We start from the raw sequence: 16710 nt of genomic DNA, 5'->3' as shown, positions 1-16710 counted from the left end.
TGGTGTTGCCTGGTTGCCATAGGCTGAGCCTATGGCCTCATTACCTTCGGTCGAGGACCTGCGGCTGGTCCAGGCCATCACCCGCACGGGCGCCGTCGGCACGGCCGCCCGCGAGCTGCGCATCTCGCAGCCCTCCGCGTCCCAGCGACTGAGCCGGCTGGAGCGCCTGTGCGGCACCAAGCTCTTCGAGCGCGACACCCGCGGCGCCCGCCCGACCGCGGCCGGCGCCGAGCTCAGCCGCCGGGCCGACCACATCCTCGGCCACCTCGAGGAGGTGTACGCCGCCACCCGGGCGGCCGCCGTCGGCCGGCAACTGGTGATCGGCACCTTCGCCAGCCTCGCGCCGATCCTGTTCCCGGTCCTGGACGCCGATCTGCCCGGCCTGGACATCGAGCAGCAGGTCGACCACGGCCACTTCCTGGTCGAACGCATCGCCGAGGGGACGATGGACGCCGCCTTCATCGCGATCGCCGACCAGATGACCCTGCCGCGCGGCACGGTCGCGCGCCGCGTCGGCCGCGACGAACTCGTCCTGTTCGTCCCACCCGGCGCCCGCCCACCCGGCCGCGGCCGGCACCCGCTGAAGGATCGTCCGGTCGCGTTCGCCACCTACGACCGCGGCATCGAGGACATCCACGCCCGCCTGGCCGCCCTCGGCGCGCTCCCACGCCGCGGCGTCACCCTCAGTACAACGGTCGCCATGGCCCGCCGCCGCGCCCACCTGGCCCTGGTCCCCCGCAGCACCCTCGCCACCGAACTCCGCCCCGGCGAACACCTCACCCCCGCTCCCTTCCGCTACCGCCTCGCGCTCTCCGTCGTCACCACCCCCACGCCACCCAAACCACTGATCCAGTACCTCCCGCGCCTCCGCGCCACGTTGAACTTGTCGTGAACACCGGCGTGCCGCGGCCAGCCGTACGGCAGACTCGGACGTATGAACCTGCGGGGGTTGGCGCGCGACCGGCGACTGTTGACGGCGTTCTGGGGTACGACGGTCGTGCAGGTTGCGGCCGTTGCCTTCGACGTCAAGATCCTCAAGCAGGCCAGCAAGGTGCCGCTGATGCCACTGCTGTGGTCATGGTCGCGGACCCAGGACGCACCGCCACTCCTCCAAGCGGCCTTGCTGGCGTCGGCCGCCGGTGACCTCCTCCTCGAGACCGATCTCCAACTGGCCGGTATGGCCGCCTTCGCCGCCGCCCACGCCTGCTACGTGGCGGTCTTCCTCGCCAACCCGGCGCAACGGTCGTGGCGCGTGCTGGCGGCGTACGGCGCGCTCTGGGCGGCGCTGATCGCGGCGCTCTCCCCCGGGTTGGGTGGCCAGCGCGTGCCGGTCGCGGCGTACGCGTTGTTGCTCACGGCAACTGCGATCGCCTCGCGGTGGCACAGCCCGCGCAGCGGACTCGGCGGCACGTTGTTCTTCATCTCCGACGCGCTGATCGCGCTGCGGATGGCCGGCCGGGACTTCCCGGGACGCGGCGCGCTGGTGATGTCGTCGTACGCGATCGGTCAGTACCTCCTCACCTCCGGCATCACCGCAGCGCGACCGGATCTGACCGGTAGTGGTCAGAGGCGTTGACCTCTGGTCGCGGATCGCGATGGGGTGATCGGGTGGCGACCGTCGACGACGTACGAAGCCAGTTCCGGACACCGCCGCCCGAGGGGCGGCCGATGATGCGATGGTGGTGGTTCGGGCCGTCGGTGGACCGGGGTGAGCTCGACCGCCAACTGCGGGCGATGGCCGCGGCCGGGCTGGGTGGTGTCGAGGTCGCCTTCGTCTATCCCCTGGGCCCGGTCGACACACCGTTCGGTTCGGACAAGTTCCTGCACGACGTCCGGCATGCTGCGCGAACTGCACGCGATCTCGGGCTGAGGTTCGACCTGACGCTGGGTAGCGGCTGGTCCTTCGGCGGCGGGCATATCGGACCGGACCTGGCCGCGCGCCGGCTCTGCTGGGATCGGCGCGAGATCGGCCCCGAGGCGTACGACGTACCGGCGGTGGCGGCGTGGCCAGGAGACGAGGTCGTCGCGGCGTTCGTGGGCGAAGGATCAGCGGGCGTGCCCACGTCGTACGTCGAACTTCCGGTCAGCGACGGCACGATCCGGGTGCCGCGGGGCAACGGGCCGCGTGAGGTGCTGATCGCGTCCTCACGACTGACGGGGCAGAACGTCAAGCGAGCCGCGGCGGGCGCGGAAGGGCCGGTGCTCGATCACTACTCGGCGGCTGCTGCGGCCGAACACATCAGGTGTGTCGCGGAACCGCTGCTGATGGCCGCCACGCCGGAGCGGGTCGGATCAGTGTTCTGCGACAGCCTGGAGGTGTATCAGGCCGACTGGACAGCGGGCATCCTCGAGGAATTCGGCCGTCGGCGCGGATACGAGTTGCGGCCGCGGCTGTACGAGTTGCTCGTCGACACGACCGGCTCGAGGCAACTGCGTATCGACTTCCACCGCACGTTGTCGGAGTTGTACGAGGAGAACTTCGTCGCGGTCTTCCAGCGCTGGGCGGCCGGGCACGGCGTACCGTTCCGGATCCAGAGCTACGGCGAACCGCCCGCGACGATGAGCAGCTACCGCTTCGCCGACCTGTTCGAGGGCGAGGGCTGGGGATGGACGAGCATCCCGGAGACGCGGTGGGCGTCGTCGGCAGCGAGCATCCACGGCCGATCGGTCGTGTCGGCGGAGGCCTGGACCTGGGTCCACTCGCCGTCGTTCCGCGCGACGCCGCTCGATCTCAAGGGCGAGGCGCACGAGCACTTCCTGTCCGGCGTGAATCAGCTGATCGGGCACGGCTGGCCGTACTCGCCGTCCGGCGGCGCCGGCCGGGGCTGGATCTTCTACGCCGCCGGCGCGCTCGACGACCGGAACCCTTGGTGGCCGGTGGCAACGGATCTCTTCGGCTATCTGCACCGCTTGTCCTGGTTGCTGCAGCAGGGAACACCGGTCCGGCCGGTCAAGGTCTACGTGCCGGCCTCCGACGCGTACGCCGAGATGCACGGATCGGTGAATCTGTATCGGACCGTACGACGGTTGATCGGCGACGACATCCCGCGCAGCATCCGGTCGGCCGGACTCGACTTCGACCTGATCGACGACGACGCGCTGAGTGTGGTCGACCCGGCCGGGGTTCCGCTGGTCGTCGTACCCCCGGACGCGACGATGCCGGAGGCAACTACCCGCTGGCTCGACGCGGTCCGCGCGGCCGCCGGCTCGGTGGTCGGCGACCCGTCGGCTGCGCTGCCGGCCGCACCGGTGACAGCGCCGGACGACGTCGGGGTGGTGCACCGGCGACTGGACGACGGTGACGTGTACTTCGTGGCGAACACCGGCAACGAGCCGCGGACAGTCCGCTGCGAGGGGCCGGTGGAGCAGTGGGATCCGTTGACCGGCGCGGTCACGGTCATCGACGGGGCGGAGGTGACCTTGGACGCGTACGAGGCGACCGTTCTCGTCCCGGCCAACTCGTCGGCAGAACGGGTCGCGGTGGAAGAGGTGACGGTCGGCTCGGGCGGAGGGGCGTGGGTGGTCGGCTTCGCCGATGAGACCACGCCCGTGACGCTCCCGCACCGATGGGAGGACGATCCCGTCCGAGCGGCGTACTCGGGATCCGCGACCTACCGGACCTCGATCGAGCTACCTGATCTGGCAGCGACCACGCGGGTGCTGCTCGACTTCGGCGCCGGCCAAGCAGTGTCCGCCGGGACCGAGACCTATCTACCAGCACACTCATATCGGGCGATGCTCGTGCCGCCGATCGGAGTCGCCGCCGAGACCTGGCTGAATGACACCCTCTGCGGCACGCTCTGGGCGCCGCCGTACCGCGTCGACCTGACGCACGCGGCGCAGCCCGGACCGAACGAGCTGCGCATCGTCGTCCACAACACCGCGGCCAACGCCTTGGCGGCAGACGATCACCTCGCACCGCTGGTCGAATCCGTCACCGCGCAGTACGGACGCCGCTTCGATCTCCAGAACGTCGAGCATGCCGCCGACTTCCTGAACTCAGGTCTGCTCAACCCACCGACGGTGCTCCTGCGGCATCAGGCCTGATCGAAGAAGCGGTCCAGGACCCGGGAACCGAATTCCAGGGCGCTCGTCGGCACGCGCTCGTCGATACCGTGGAACATGCCCATGAAGTCGAGGTCCGGCGGCAGTTGCAGCGGCACGAACCCGAAGCAGCGCACTCCCAGCCGACTCCACGACTTGGCGTCCGTACCACCCGACATCAGCAGCGGCGCGGTCCGGCTCTGCGGGTCCTCGGCCGCGAGGCAGGCCTTCATCGCCTCGACCAGACCACCGCTGAACTCGGTCTCCAGCGCGATGTCCTCGACCACCGTCTCGCGCCGCACCTTGTCACCGATCAGCTCGTCGATGGTGGCGAAGAACTCGTCCTCGTACCCGGGCAGGAACCGGCCGTCGATGTGCGCCTCGGCGTCGCCGGGGATCACGTTGACCTTGTAGCCGGCGTTCAGCATCGTCGGGTTGGAGCTGTTGCGGATCGTCGCGCCGAACATCCGGCTGAAGCTGCCCAGCTTCGCCAGCGTCGCGGTCATGTCGTCCGGGTCGAGCTCGATCTCGAGCACGTCCTCCAGCGTCTTCAGGAACTCCCGGACCGTCGGCGTCATCCGCAGCGGCCACTCGTGCGTGCCGATCCGGGTGACCGCCTCGACCAGGTTGGTGACCGCGTTGTCGGTGTTGACCATCGACCCGTGGCCCGCCGTACCGCGGGCCTTGAGCCGCATCCAGTTCATGCCCTTCTCGGCGGTCTCGATCAGGTACAGCCGCAGGTCGTCCTTCACCGTGATCGAGAACCCGCCGACCTCGCCGATCCCTTCGGTGCAGTCGGCAACGGTGTCCGGGTGGTTGTTGACCAGCCACTGGGCGCCGTACGCGCCGCCGGCCTCCTCGTCCGCGGTGAAGACGAGCCGCACCGGCCGCCGCGGCTTGACGCCGGCGCGCTGCCGCGCCCGGACCACCGACAGCACCATCGCGTCGAAGTCCTTCATGTCGACCGCGCCGCGGCCCCAGACGCACCCGTCGAAGATCTCCCCGGCGAACGGGTCGACCTTCCAGTCCTTCGGATCGGCCGGTACGACGTCCAGGTGGCCGTGCACGAGCAGCGGATCGGCGGACTGGTCCTCGCCTTCCCAGTGCGCGACCAGCGAGGCCCGGCCGGGCTCCGACTCGTAGATCGTCGACTCGATCCCGACCTCGTCCAGCTTGGCCGCGACGTACTCGGCGGCGACCCGCTCACCGTTGCTCTTGCCGTTGCCGTAGTTCGTGGTGTCGATCCGGATCAGCTCACTGCAGAGCTCCACCACCTCGGCGTCGGGGGTGTACGACGTACGGTCTCTCGGCGTCGGAGAAGTCATGCGACCCATCCTCCCCCACCGGGTCGGTCAGACCGTCGTCAGGTCAGGGTGATCGAGTCGCCGGAGATGGTGATCTGCTTGGGCGGAAGTGGTCGCGGCGCCGGTCCCGCGACTACGGCGCCGGTGGCGATCGCGTACTTGCTGCCGTGGCAGTCGCAGTTGATGGTGCCGTCCGCGACCGTCGCGACCGGGCAGCCCAGGTGGGTGCAGATCGAGCTGAATGCCTTGAAACTGCCCTTGGCCGGCTGCGTGACGACCACCTGGTTCGGCGCGAAGATCACCCCGCCGCCGACCGGGATGTCCTCGGTCTTGCCGAGGATGGCGTTGGCCGGTGCCGGGGCCGGCGTGCTCTTGGATTGGCCGTACTTGGCGCAGCCGGTCACGGTCGCCAGTCCGGCGGCGACGAGCAAGGTACGGCGACTGGTCTCGGACACAGGTGGTCCCTTCAACGGATGACGCCGAACGTGGTGAAGAACCACAGCGACGAGGTCAGCCACAGCCCGACCAGGGCGGTGAACACGGCACCGCCGGCCACGGGCAGCAGCCACGACGGCGAGTCCTTGCGACTGAGCGTGAGCATCTTCGCCACGAACGCGCCGTAGAAGAAGCAGCCGAGCAGTGAATGGATCAGTACGCGCGGTTCGCCGTACTGGAATCCCAATGCGTACAGGCAATGCGCGACCACGGGCAAGGTGACCGCGACCGCGGCACGGCCTGACCAGCGGTGGAGCGGGCCGACCCAGGCGCGCCCGGCCAGACCCTTGAAGTGTCCGAAGAGGGCCATCGCGGAGACCACCTGCACCACGCCGAGCAGCAGGGCGAGGGTCGCCATCCAGGCCTTGACGGACTGGAAGCTCGAGAAGCCCGCGACGTTGATCGCGACGCCGGTGGGGTCGTGGACCCGGCCGTAGACGCCGAGTGCGACCGCGGCCGCGGCCCCGACCCCGAGTGGGATCCCGACCCTCGTGACCTGGTGAACCGGTGTCGTCGTCACATCCGCTCCTCAGAACGTCTCGTCACCGGTGATCGACTGCGCCGTCACCTGCACGCCGTCGACGCTCGCAACCCGGCTCCCCGGATCGAGCCGCGGCGCCGGCGCCGGCGTCCCGTCGTTGTCGACGCCGACCTGACTGCCGTCCGGCAGCACGATCCACCCGATGGTCCTGCCGCTGCTCGCCGACCGATACAGCCCGGCCGGCGGACCAGCCGCGCTGATCGCGAAGTGCAGCGTGCGGCCACGCAACGTGAACGTGCCGATCGCCGACTTCGCGGAAGCCCGGCCGACGAGCCGTTCGCCGGTACGAGAGCGCAGTGCGAGCTGACCTGTGGTGAACGTGCCGGTCAGCCAGGCCTCCAGCCGGCGCCCGTCGCAGACGTAGGCGACGGCTCGGTCGTCCTTGACCGCAATGGCGACACTCGCCTCACGCTCCGTCGTCCTGCCGGCGTAGACGGTTGTCCGTTGCGCCGACGGTGTAACGGTCTTCTGCGGCACCGCAGTTCGGGTTGGCGGTGTAGCCGAGGGTTCCGTGGTTGGCGGCGTACTCGTCACCGGCGCGGTCGCGGCCGCGGTGCCGGCCGGGCTGCCGGTCTGGGTGCTGTTCACGACGAGCAGGGCGACGAGACCCACGGCGGTCGCCGCAAGTGTCACCAACGGACTGCGTTGCCCCATCTCGTTCCCCCCGGAGCGCGTTGATCCGAGGATCCCGCCCGGCGCTCACCCGGTCAACGGCTGAGCGCTCAGAGCACCTTCAGGCCATACATCTCACCCAGTGGGTCGGCGATCAGCTCGATCCTGGCGCCGTCGGGGTCGCGGAAGTAGATCGACGTACCGCTCTCCTCCAGGTATTCGACGCCGGCCTCGTCCAGGTTGTGCTTCAGCCGCTCCCACTGCGCCGGCTCCACCGAGATCGCCAGGTGATGCAGTCCGCCCAGCACCTCGGCGTACGGACCGAGATCGAGTCCGGGGAAGTCGAAGAACGCGAGCAGGTTCCCGTTCCCGATGTCGAAGAAGAAGTGGCTGGACCCCTCGTAGTCGCGGTTCCCGACGATCTCCGTCAGCGGGAACCCGAGCACCTCCTGGTAGAACTTGACCGTGCGCTCGACGTCCGCACTCAGCAGCGCGGTGTGATGCAGCCCGCGCGCGGAACTCTTCCCGCCCGGTGTCAGGTACGTCGTCCTGATCCGGTCGCGCTCGGCCTCGATCGCGGGCAGGTCGATATCGGTCATGCGATCCCCTCAGATCCGGAAGAACAGGTTCAGGTAACGGTCGGCGACCGCGCGGTCGCCACGGATCGTGCCGGCGTTGCTCCGGCCGAACGCGGTCAGCACGAAGCTGCCCGGGTCGAATTCGAGGACCGTCGGCAGCCCGGTCGCGTCCCCCGGCTCGTAGTCCATACCATCCGGGCCAACCCGCACCAGAGTGTCGCCGGCGTTCGGGCCGCTGGTGATCCGGATGCCGAGCTCGCACGAATCCTTGGCGCCGGTCGTGTACTTCCACAGCACGAACATGAACGGAACCAGCAGATCCGCCGCCTCGCCCGAGAGCCCGTGGGCCCGGCCGGTCCCCTGCCGGATGTCCCAGGAGTGGACGCCGTAGTCCATCAGCTGGAACGCCGGGAAGAAGAACGCCGGCAGCGGACCCATGTAGAAGTGCGGGACGTTGAACCCGGTCCACTCCTCCGGGCCGAGCGCGTCGAAGATCTCCATCATCTTGTCGAAGTCCGAACGCAGCCGCTCGACCAACTCGGTCCGCGGCACCGACCGCAGCGCCAGCGCCTGTGTGTCCACCCGCGCAGCCATCCCCGGCAACCCGTACGCCTCCGGCAGCTCCTGGTCGGCTCGAGCCGCGTCGAAGGCGACGAAGTACGCCTCCGTCGTGTCAGTGATGTGCGCCACCACGTCCCGTACCTGCCAGTGCCCGGCCCCGGTCGGCGCCTCCCAGACGTCGTCGGAGTCCACCATCTCGAAGAACTGTCCGGCCTCCCGCCGCACCACCCCGAGCATCGTCTCCTTGCCCTCGAAGGACATGCCGTTCCACCCGCTCATGCCCCCTCACCTCCCACCACGAGCCGCTCCTTGAATTTCAAACTACGCTCTCCCCACCCCCTCGTCACCACCCCGCCCGCCCGATGTGAATTCCACCCCTGGAGTTTGCTACTGTTCTCCGGTCAGCACCGCTGAGGCGGTGCGACCACTCGTCCGGGTGGCGGAATAGGCAGACGCGCTAGCTTGAGGTGCTAGTGCCCTTCGCGGGGCGTGGGGGTTCAAGTCCCCCCTCGGACACCGACACTATCCACACGCGGGGCAGGCGTGATCGAGACTTCAGCCGCTCGCGTCCGATGGTCGCAATCGACCATCAGTCGAAGGGCGTCGTACAACTCAGCGAGCTCCCGCGGATTCGCCCGATCCAGCGCCCGTGCGATGTCACCTAGCTGGTCAACCATCGCTCGAATCTCATTCGACGTCAGCCGCTCCGGGTACTCGATCGTCGCCAGGCCCACCTCGGCCGATCGCTTCTCAGCAACCGCGGCGTTGTACTGCGTGGTCAGCTCGGCAGGATCCCAGCCGGCCTCCAACGCGTGCCGAAGCCGCGACATCGTCGCCTCGGCCGCGATCCTCCTCTTGAAGTCCGACTCCGCGCGGTCTGCCGGTCCGTCATCCTCGACGGCAGCCGCGAGCTCCTCGACCGTGGCGTCCAGATACTCGGGACTGAAGAGCTTCGCAATCCAATCGTTGACCTTCGTGCTGAGCTGATCCATCCGCAGATACACCGTCGGCGGATGCTCCAAGGAAGCGCTCGATCCAGGGGCCAGGGTGCGCGCCGCGCACCGCCAGAACTCAGTGTTCCGGCGCATGGCCCCTTCCATCTTTCTCGTGCAGATCCTGCACCGAACCCGGCCTCTGAACAGACATGTGTGTGGTGTCTGAACGCGAATCCGCTCGCGAGATGTCTGGTCGCGCAGGCCAGCCCCCCGGCGAGCGCGTATCTCGAGCTGGACTCGCGTGAAGTCCTCGACCGACACAATCGCGGAGTGCGCGGGCTCTCGCGAGCGGACGATCTTTGAGGTCGGCGACTTCCGGAACCTCACCACGTGGCCGGCGGCCACGTCTTCAGGATCGAGCAGCTCCTCGACCTTCTGCCATCGGCCATAGACCGCGAGCCGGTGTAGCGCGGGTTGTCCAGGATCGCCTTGACCGTCGAAGACTGCCAACCATCTCCACGCCGGTGCCTGTTCTGCTGCGGAGAGTGCGCTGACGGGCAGGCGATACCTTCGGCATTGAGTGTCTCAGCGATCGCCCTGAACCCGAGTCCACCCAGGTACATGGCAAAGATCCGCTCCACGATCGGTGCAGCGAGCTCGTCGATCGCGAGCACACGAAGCCGATAGCCCTCCTGCGCCTTCCGCGGGCCCGTGATCGTCATCGCCATGTCGTGAACCGTGTTCTCCGGATCGAAGCGGCCACCGAGGCTAGGTATCCAGAGGGACACGCCGTACCGATCGAACTTCGGCCACGTCAGACTGAACTGATTGCTGAACCAGCACCGCGTGGCCTCCCCCACCACCAGCCCATCCCACCCACGACCAGGATCCTTCAACACCTTCAACAGACGGCTAGCCTCTTCACGCCGCTCCCGCGGCAACGATCGCGACTGCCCGATATCGAAGAAGTCTTCGACGATCACACCGCCCAGCGGCTCCACAAACCGCGCAGCCTCCCCCACCTGCCACGCCTTCGACGTCCTCGGATCCTGGTTGTCCTCCGTCGAACACCGCCCGTAGAACGCCAGCCGCCCGATCCCCTCCCCCGCCACAGGCTTCTCAGCGAGCGCCTCCATCCCCAGCAGGTCATCGAGTGTGGCCCAATCATCCATCGGCTCTCCGCTCAAGACGCGTTCTCCTCGGCTCGGGAAGCGCCCTCGGCCGCACGCTCCTCCCGCGCCAGTCGTACAACAATCCGGCAGAGGACACGAGCGGCCTGTGGATAAAGCACCGGCACTCCGTCGGCGACCACCCTTGTCCACAGCTCCGAGTCATGACTCGGAGCTGTGGACTCGCTAGCGGATCGCCCAACCGTCATATCCGCTCAACGCCCCTACGCCGTCAGGCTGCCCAAACGCTCGCGACGTTGATCAGGAAACCCGCATAACGTGGCAAGCGCGAGACGGCCCGGCGTCGGCCTGCGAGATGGCCGTTGCCGCGCGGCGGATAGCAGTCGCATCTTGGAAGGCATGGACGTAAGTGCCGTAGCGCTCGAGCTGTATGGGCTGACACCCGAGGAGTTCACCGCTGCGCGCAACAGCGTCGCCAAGACGGCGAAAGCAACCGGTGACGTCCGAACCAGCGCCGCGGTGATGGCCCTCCGGAAACCGACACTCGCCGCCTGGCTAGCCAACATCCTGGTCCGAGCCGATCCCGACGGCATCAACAACCTCACCGAACTCGGCGAGGAGCTACGCCAAGCCCACCTCACAGCCGACGGCGCCCGCCTGCGCCGGCTGACCCCACGCCGCCACCACCTGGTCGCACAACTCGTCAGAACAGCACGAGCGCACGCTCAGGGGCTAGGACACCCAGCAAGCGAACAGATTGCTCAGAAGCTCGCCGAAACCCTCGACGCAGCCCTGATCGACCCGGCGCCGCCCAGCTCCTCCGTACCGGCCAACTGACCAGCGCCCTGCGCCACGTCGGCTTCGGCGTCGTCGACGAAACTGGCGAACCAGCCCAGCTCGCCCCCTCAAACTCAGAGTTGTACGCAGCACCCGCCCAAAGCCACCGGCGAAACGACCCGCCCGCCGGCCGCGAGCCGCGAGTACGGCCGACGGCGCACCGAAAAGGCACCGCGCCGAACTCGAGTCTCGCGCCAAAGAGGCGAACACTGACTACGCCCAGGCCGAAGCTCAACGGGTCGAAGCCGAGGCAGAACTCGACGCACACGAGCACCTCAAGGCGGACCTGAAAGCCACCATCGAGCGCCTCACCGAAGAACTCGAGCACGCCCGCCACCAGCTCCGCGAAGCCGAACGCCGCACGAAGCGCCTCCGGCACGAACGCGACCGCACAGCCCGCAATGCGGCCGCCGCCCAACGCCGCCGCGACGCGAACCAGCAGCGCCTCACAAGCCTCGAGGGCTGACGCAGCTACCGCACGGCTGCGCGAGAGGGAGTTGGCGGGTCTTCCTATGGGCAGGATCGGGTGATCGCCTGAGATGCGTCGCGGTCGGCCGCGGTGATCGGCAGTGTGTATTTGCGGCGACCTGGAGGTAGCGCAGGACGTAGGTGCACCGGTAGCTGCGGTTGATCGGCAGCCACTCGCCGGGCCCGTCGTCGTTCTTGCAGGCGTGCGCCGGTCCGTCGACAGCCAGCAGGTTCGCGGCCTCGTAGGTAGCGAAGTCGACGCGTCGCTGCAGCGGCCATTGGGCCGGCCCATGTCCCAGGCCCGGGCCAGCGGGTACAGGTGGTCGATCTGCACCTTGGTTGCGGCGACCTTGCGGAACTCGATCCGGCGACCGGTGTAAGGGTCAGTGAGAAGGGTGCCGGCGATGACGACGCATCGGGACCGACCGCGGTAGTACACCGCGGTCAGTTGGGCCGCGAGTACGTCGTTGCGGGTGTCGCAGCCGTTGTGGCCACCACGGCCTGAGTGGTCGTCGGCCCAGGCCTGCCCGGACTGGTCTCGCTTTACCCAGGCACGTCGGGCCGGGTGGCGATGCCGCGGGCTTCGCGGAGTTCGGCAGAGATCAGCTTGGCCGAGCCGGTCGCTGGCTGGGCCGGGGCGGGGCTCCGGGGTGGGTGTATCGACCCGGCCGGGTCGGCGCCAGCCACTGGATAGGCGCACCCGTTAGCCGCGAGGTCGAACGCCCGCAACAACAGGTGTCACCGCTGTCATACCTGCTTAGGGCAATCCGACTAGTGCCAGCGCCATCTGACGGCGAGGCTCCGACCTGGTGGCGAGCCTCACCGACAAGGCAGCCTGGGATCGCCTCCAGGTCCACGTACAGCTCGGCGACGATGCGCCGCTCGAGACCGTCGAGTACTTGCAGGGCAGGCTCGACGGGTCATCGGCCCCGACACCATCAACCAGCGGCTCGGGGCAGCGCTGGATAGCCGACTGCTGCTAAGGATCTGGCCGCTCGCGGGCTCGTCCTGGCGGCTCCGACTCGCACCTTGTCGTATCCCGATCTTGTGGATCAAGCTGGTTCCACGTCCGAGGATCGGAGCAGACCATGGCCGCGCTGCATGCTGACCTGACGTACACCTACCGCCGGCACAAGGCGGTGGTGCCCGCTCAGACGGGACCGACGGAAGTACTCGCGCAGATCGAGCGCCTTCTGATCGCGGCGTCAACCGCATACCGCGAACGGCGGTACGCCGAGGCGATCGACGCCTACATGGCGGTCCGGCGGCTGATCTGGTCCCAGCTCGCGCCGCTGGTGACATTCGACGAGGTCATTATCGCGAAGATCGACCTGATCCCCGCGCTGCTGTCCTATAGCGCCGAGTTCCTCAACCTCCTGACCATTGAGGAGCCCACCGCGGGCGCGCGGCCGCGCGAGGAGCCGGTCGTCGACCCGGACAGCCCCCTCGGTCTCTTCAGCGGGAAGGTCACGCGTGCGGGAAGCCTGGCCGCCGCCGACCTCGAGCTCGCGCATCAACTACAGGCCCGGGGCAACGCGCAATCGGCCGAGTTCTTCCGGTCGCGCGCGCTCGCGCGCGACCCCGAGTTCGTGGCCCTGCTCGAGCACGCGGAGCCGCCGGTGCCCGCAGCCCCGCAGCGCGAGCGCGCCGAGGGCAACGTCGGTCACGCGATCGTGCCGGCCCACGACCGCGCGGCTGCAGCGGCGGCGCCCCAGGACATCGTGACCGAGACCTCGACAATCGGCATCCCCGTCCAGCTCACCGCCGCCGATCGCTCTTACGCCGTGCGTGTCGGAGATACCGTGGAGCGGGTCAGCTGGAAGGTGGGCGACGCGCCAGCCTCCCACGACATCCTCAAGGCCGTGTACGAGGGGCGCAAGGAGATCGAAGGGTTCTCTGACTCGCTGCTCCACCCGCGCGGGCCGGCCGACGTCGCGATCAGCCTCACGCACGCCTTCTACTACGAGACGCCGCTCGGTCTTGCCGAGGCCTACCACGCGATGGGCGACTACGGACAGGCCGAGGCCTGGTACGTCACCGCCGCGGGCTACCAGTACGTGAACCCGAAGGCGGAGGCGCCCTACGTCTGGGCGCGGCTGGCCACGTGTCACCTGGACCACGGCAACACGCTGTTTCGGGCGGACAATGCCGCCGCCGCGCTTCCGATCTACGAGAAGGTGCTGACCGTCGACGGAGCCGCGCCCGCGGGAGCGGCCTTGTACACGCTCCCGGGCCTGGCGCCGGCCAGCGTGCAGGCGGCGCAAGTGATCGCCAACCTGGCCACTCCGGAGCACATCGACCGGGCGGCCGTAAGCCCAGCGATCTCGGTCGTGATCTTCGAGGTCCACGCGCAGCTCGCCAAGATCGCCGGCGGTCTCGACTTCTGGGGCCACTCGGCGACCAACGTGCCGATCTGGACCTTCGAATACCTGCAGCAGGTCGCCACGACGTTCTGCCAGCTCGCGATCGGCGCCGAGCGCGACGCCATCTCGTTCTGGGAGAAGGCCGACTCCGGCAGCCTCACCCGCATGCAGCTCACGCAGAGCGTGCAGGTCTCGACGGCCGAGCTCGCCGCCGCGAACCGGCAGACGGACGCCGCGCTTGCCGAGCTCGACGTCTACCGAACAGCCGAGAACGTGGCCCGTCTCCGCGCCGCGAACGCCCGCGCGAACTATGCCGACTACACGGAACGCTCATGGTTCTGGACACTGCACCAGGCGCTGTCCAGCCAGCTCTCCGGCGGCGAGAACCGCACCCCGGACGAGCTCAACCAGCTGGCCGACCGCATCATGAGCCAGGCCTACACGGAGGCCAGGAGTGCCACTCAGCTCGCGGTCGCCGAGGGCCTCGCGGCGGCCCGCCTCCAGCGCGACTACGAGATCCACGCGATGGACCGGCACGCGCAGGAGCTCGACGCCGCAGCCGACCAGGCCGCGTATGAGCGCGTGGCCAGCCAGGCGCGTCTGGACGCCACGCGAGCCGGCGCCAACGCGGCCGGCGTACGCGTCGACGCGGCGGAGGAGCTGCTCGAGGCGTTCGACGAGCAGCGCTTCACGCCGGACGTGTGGCACGCGATGGGCGAGCGGATGAACAGCCTCGCCCGGCGTTACCTCATGATGGCGCTCGACATCGCGAAGCGGATGCAGCGTGCGTACAACTTCGAGAACGACGTCGAGGTCTCGATCGTCCGGCCGGACTACCAGGCGCAGACCGTGAGCGGGCTGCTCGCCGCCGATTCGCTGCTCGCCGATATCCAGGCCTTCACGTACCAGCTGATCACCTCGACGGACTCGGCGCCGCAGCCGATCAGGCAGACCGTCTCGCTCGCCGCGCGCTACCCGTTCCTGTTCGAGACCCAGTTCCGGCGTACCGGGCGGATGGAGTTTCAGACCGGTTTCGACGACTTCGATGCGAAGTACCCAGGCACCTACGCGGGCCGAATCGTGACCGTGGAGGTCGAGGTGGACGGGATCGTTCCCGCACGCGGCCTGAGCGGCACGCTCACCAACAGCGGTGTCTCGCACTACCGTGTGCCCGCCCGGCGCTCGCCAGCCGGCGCCAGCGGCGTAAAGCACCGGCTGCAGCCGATGGAGTCGCTGGTCCTGAGCGACTACGACCAGCGCCAGGACGCGATCGTCGTGGCGTCCGACCGGCGCCTGCGCGCGGTGTTCGAGGGCGCGGGGCTAGCCTCCACGTGGACGCTGTCGCTCCCGCCGGAGGCGAACGAGCTCGACTACGCCTCGATCGTCGACGTTCGGCTCACGTTCACCTACCAGGCACGGTTCGACCCCGACCTGCGCGACCGTGTCGTCGCGGAGCTCCAGGCAGCGCCGGCGGTCAACGAGCGGCAACGGCCGTTCCCGCTGCGATGGCTGTTCCCCGACGCGTTCTTCTCGTTCTACACGGGCGGCACCCTCGCCGTCACGCTTGGCGGCAGTGACTTCGCGGCGACGGAACGGGACCCGCGACTACTCGGCGTCGGCCTGACGGTGGTGACGACACCGCTCGCGGCTGTCGACGGGCTCGCGCTGCGCGTGACCTTGCCAGGCGCGACCGCCGCGGTCCACGTCACGTGCGACGAGGACGGCGCCGTCGAGGCCGACGCGTTCGCGGCGGCACTCACAACTGCGGGGCAGCAAAACGTCCTCGGGCAATCGGCCCATGGTGCCTACACGATCGAGGTGCGGACCGCCGACAACCCCGGCCTGGATCTCGAGGCGATCGACAACATCGCGCTGATCCTCGGCTACTCGTACACGCGGCGCGGCTGACGCGAGGCACACGATGCCCACCGAGATCGGCTTCGCGAGCCAGACTCCGTCCCTGCCGAAGGGCGGCGGCACCGGCGGCCTCGGCGAGACGTTCACCCCCGACCTCTCGACCGGCACGGGCACGCTCGTCGTGCCGCTCGACCTACCCAACGGCCCCAACGACATCGCACCGCATCTGTCGTTGCACTACGACACCGGTGGGCCGAACGGACCGTTCGGCCTCGGCTGGAGCATCCCGCTGCCCCGCATCAGCCGCTCGACCACCGGCGGGCTGCCGCGCTACGACGACTCGGACACGCTCGTGCTCGAAGGCTCCGGCCCGCTCGTGCGCACGGCGGGAGGGCTCCGGCCCGAGGTCGAGTCCGGCGAGTGGCGGATCGCTCCGGCCACCGGGCCTGCGGGCGACGGGCTCGGCTTCCTGGCGACCGACCGAACCGGCAGGCGCTTCCACCTCGGCACGACCGCCGCGTCACGCATCCCGGGGCTCGCTGGAGTGCCGCTGACGTGGCTGGTCGACCGCATCGAGGACAACCTCGGCGAGGCGGCGACGTTCACCTGGGAGGCCGACGAGGCGCAACGGTACCTCGCCACCGTCGCGTACGGACCATTCGAGGTGCGGCTCGACTACGAGCCTCGGCCCGATGCGCTGCGCTGGTCGCGCGCCGGATTCGTGCTGGTCACCGACCGGCGATGCCGCGGCGTCGAACTGCACCTCTCGTCGCCGCCGGCGGGCGAGCCCTCGCTGGTTCGACGCTGGACGCTTGGCTACTCCGCGTCCGTCCCGAGCGAGGCTTCACTGCTGACGACGGTCACGCTGACCGGGGTCGCGAGCGATGGCACGACGCTCGACGCGCCGCCCCTGCGGCTCGAATACACGGCTGCGGCGGCGCCGGCGCTCCGTGCGCTGCCGCCCGAGGACGAGGGCGCCGGGGCG

General features: G+C 69.1%; 14 protein-coding genes, 1 tRNA gene and 1 pseudogene. 7 read left to right on the top strand and 9 right to left on the bottom strand.

Going from position 1 to position 16710, the window contains the following annotated elements:
- The first annotated feature begins 31 nt into the window (after nt 1-31).
- The 3 genes from ACXC9Q_RS02960 to ACXC9Q_RS02950 are packed head-to-tail and all read left to right on the top strand — an operon-like array spanning nt 32 to nt 4047.
- Nucleotides 32-892, top strand: a complete 861-nt coding sequence (locus ACXC9Q_RS02960) for a LysR family transcriptional regulator (RefSeq protein WP_457054912.1) — start codon at nt 32-34, stop codon at nt 890-892.
- A gap of 42 nt (nt 893-934) precedes the next feature.
- Nucleotides 935-1576, top strand: coding sequence for a lysoplasmalogenase family protein (locus ACXC9Q_RS02955; RefSeq protein WP_457054911.1), 642 nt, complete (start codon nt 935-937; stop codon nt 1574-1576).
- A 32-nt stretch (nt 1577-1608) separates the two neighbouring features.
- Nucleotides 1609-4047, top strand: coding sequence for a glycosyl hydrolase (locus tag ACXC9Q_RS02950; protein ID WP_457054910.1), 2439 nt, complete (start codon nt 1609-1611; stop codon nt 4045-4047).
- Here the strand turns inward: ACXC9Q_RS02950 and ACXC9Q_RS02945 are convergent.
- From ACXC9Q_RS02945 to ACXC9Q_RS02920, 6 genes are all read right to left on the bottom strand, one after another.
- On the bottom strand, nt 4038-5369 hold the full coding sequence (locus ACXC9Q_RS02945) for a M20/M25/M40 family metallo-hydrolase (RefSeq protein ID WP_457054909.1): 1332 nt from the start codon (nt 5367-5369) through the stop codon (nt 4038-4040). The two genes, ACXC9Q_RS02950 and ACXC9Q_RS02945, sit on opposite strands and share 10 nt — an antisense overlap.
- 38 nt (nt 5370-5407) lie before the next feature.
- The gene (locus ACXC9Q_RS02940; protein WP_457054908.1) at nt 5408-5803 is read right to left on the bottom strand and encodes a Rieske (2Fe-2S) protein; all 396 of its coding nucleotides are present in this window, start codon (nt 5801-5803) and stop codon (nt 5408-5410) included.
- Between the two features lie 11 nt (nt 5804-5814).
- Nucleotides 5815-6363: a DUF6529 family protein gene (locus tag ACXC9Q_RS02935; protein WP_457054907.1), complete on the bottom strand. Its 549-nt coding sequence runs from the start codon at nt 6361-6363 to the stop codon at nt 5815-5817.
- Between the two features lie 9 nt (nt 6364-6372).
- A complete protein-coding gene (locus ACXC9Q_RS02930; RefSeq protein ID WP_457054906.1) occupies nt 6373-7038 on the bottom strand; it encodes a hypothetical protein in 666 nt (221 codons plus the stop codon).
- A gap of 68 nt (nt 7039-7106) precedes the next feature.
- On the bottom strand, nt 7107-7595 hold the full coding sequence (locus ACXC9Q_RS02925) for a VOC family protein (RefSeq protein ID WP_457054905.1): 489 nt from the start codon (nt 7593-7595) through the stop codon (nt 7107-7109).
- A gap of 9 nt (nt 7596-7604) precedes the next feature.
- Nucleotides 7605-8414, bottom strand: coding sequence for a maleylpyruvate isomerase family mycothiol-dependent enzyme (locus ACXC9Q_RS02920; protein WP_457054904.1), 810 nt, complete (start codon nt 8412-8414; stop codon nt 7605-7607).
- Nucleotides 8415-8565: 151 nt separating this feature from the next.
- Between ACXC9Q_RS02920 and ACXC9Q_RS02915 the strand changes: the two genes are divergently transcribed.
- Nucleotides 8566-8651: transfer RNA gene (locus ACXC9Q_RS02915), tRNA-Leu, on the top strand.
- On the opposite strand, the gene ACXC9Q_RS02910 is transcribed toward ACXC9Q_RS02915, so the two are convergent.
- Nucleotides 8633-9475 carry a hypothetical protein gene (locus tag ACXC9Q_RS02910; protein WP_457054903.1) on the bottom strand — a complete coding sequence of 281 codons (843 nt, stop codon included), beginning with the start codon at nt 9473-9475 and terminating at the stop codon, nt 8633-8635. The two genes, ACXC9Q_RS02915 and ACXC9Q_RS02910, sit on opposite strands and share 19 nt — an antisense overlap.
- Nucleotides 9454-10257, bottom strand: coding sequence for a recombinase family protein (locus tag ACXC9Q_RS02905; RefSeq protein ID WP_457054902.1), 804 nt, complete (start codon nt 10255-10257; stop codon nt 9454-9456). Before ACXC9Q_RS02905 ends, ACXC9Q_RS02910 begins: the two co-directional genes overlap by 22 nt.
- A gap of 342 nt (nt 10258-10599) precedes the next feature.
- Here ACXC9Q_RS02905 and ACXC9Q_RS02900 point away from each other — a divergent pair, with 342 nt between their 5' ends.
- Nucleotides 10600-11037 (top strand): hypothetical protein, encoded by a 438-nt coding sequence (locus tag ACXC9Q_RS02900; protein ID WP_457055773.1) that lies wholly within the window; start codon nt 10600-10602, stop codon nt 11035-11037.
- Between the two features lie 802 nt (nt 11038-11839).
- Here ACXC9Q_RS02900 and ACXC9Q_RS02895 read toward each other — a convergent pair.
- Nucleotides 11840-11944: pseudogene (locus ACXC9Q_RS02895) on the bottom strand (deoxyribonuclease); the annotation flags it as partial.
- A 649-nt stretch (nt 11945-12593) separates the two neighbouring features.
- On the opposite strand from ACXC9Q_RS02895, the gene ACXC9Q_RS02890 reads away from it, so the two are divergent.
- Complete coding sequence (locus tag ACXC9Q_RS02890; RefSeq protein ID WP_457054901.1) at nt 12594-15776, top strand: Tc toxin subunit A-related protein; 3183 nt, start codon at nt 12594-12596, stop codon at nt 15774-15776.
- A gap of 13 nt (nt 15777-15789) precedes the next feature.
- A partial coding sequence (locus ACXC9Q_RS02885) for a SpvB/TcaC N-terminal domain-containing protein (RefSeq protein WP_457054900.1) occupies nt 15790-16710 on the top strand: 921 nt, incomplete at its 3' end.

This window comes from Kribbella sp. CWNU-51 (assembly GCF_054073265.1).
The sequence above is the reverse complement of the archived record's forward strand: the minus strand, read 5'-3'. Positions and strand labels throughout refer to the sequence as shown.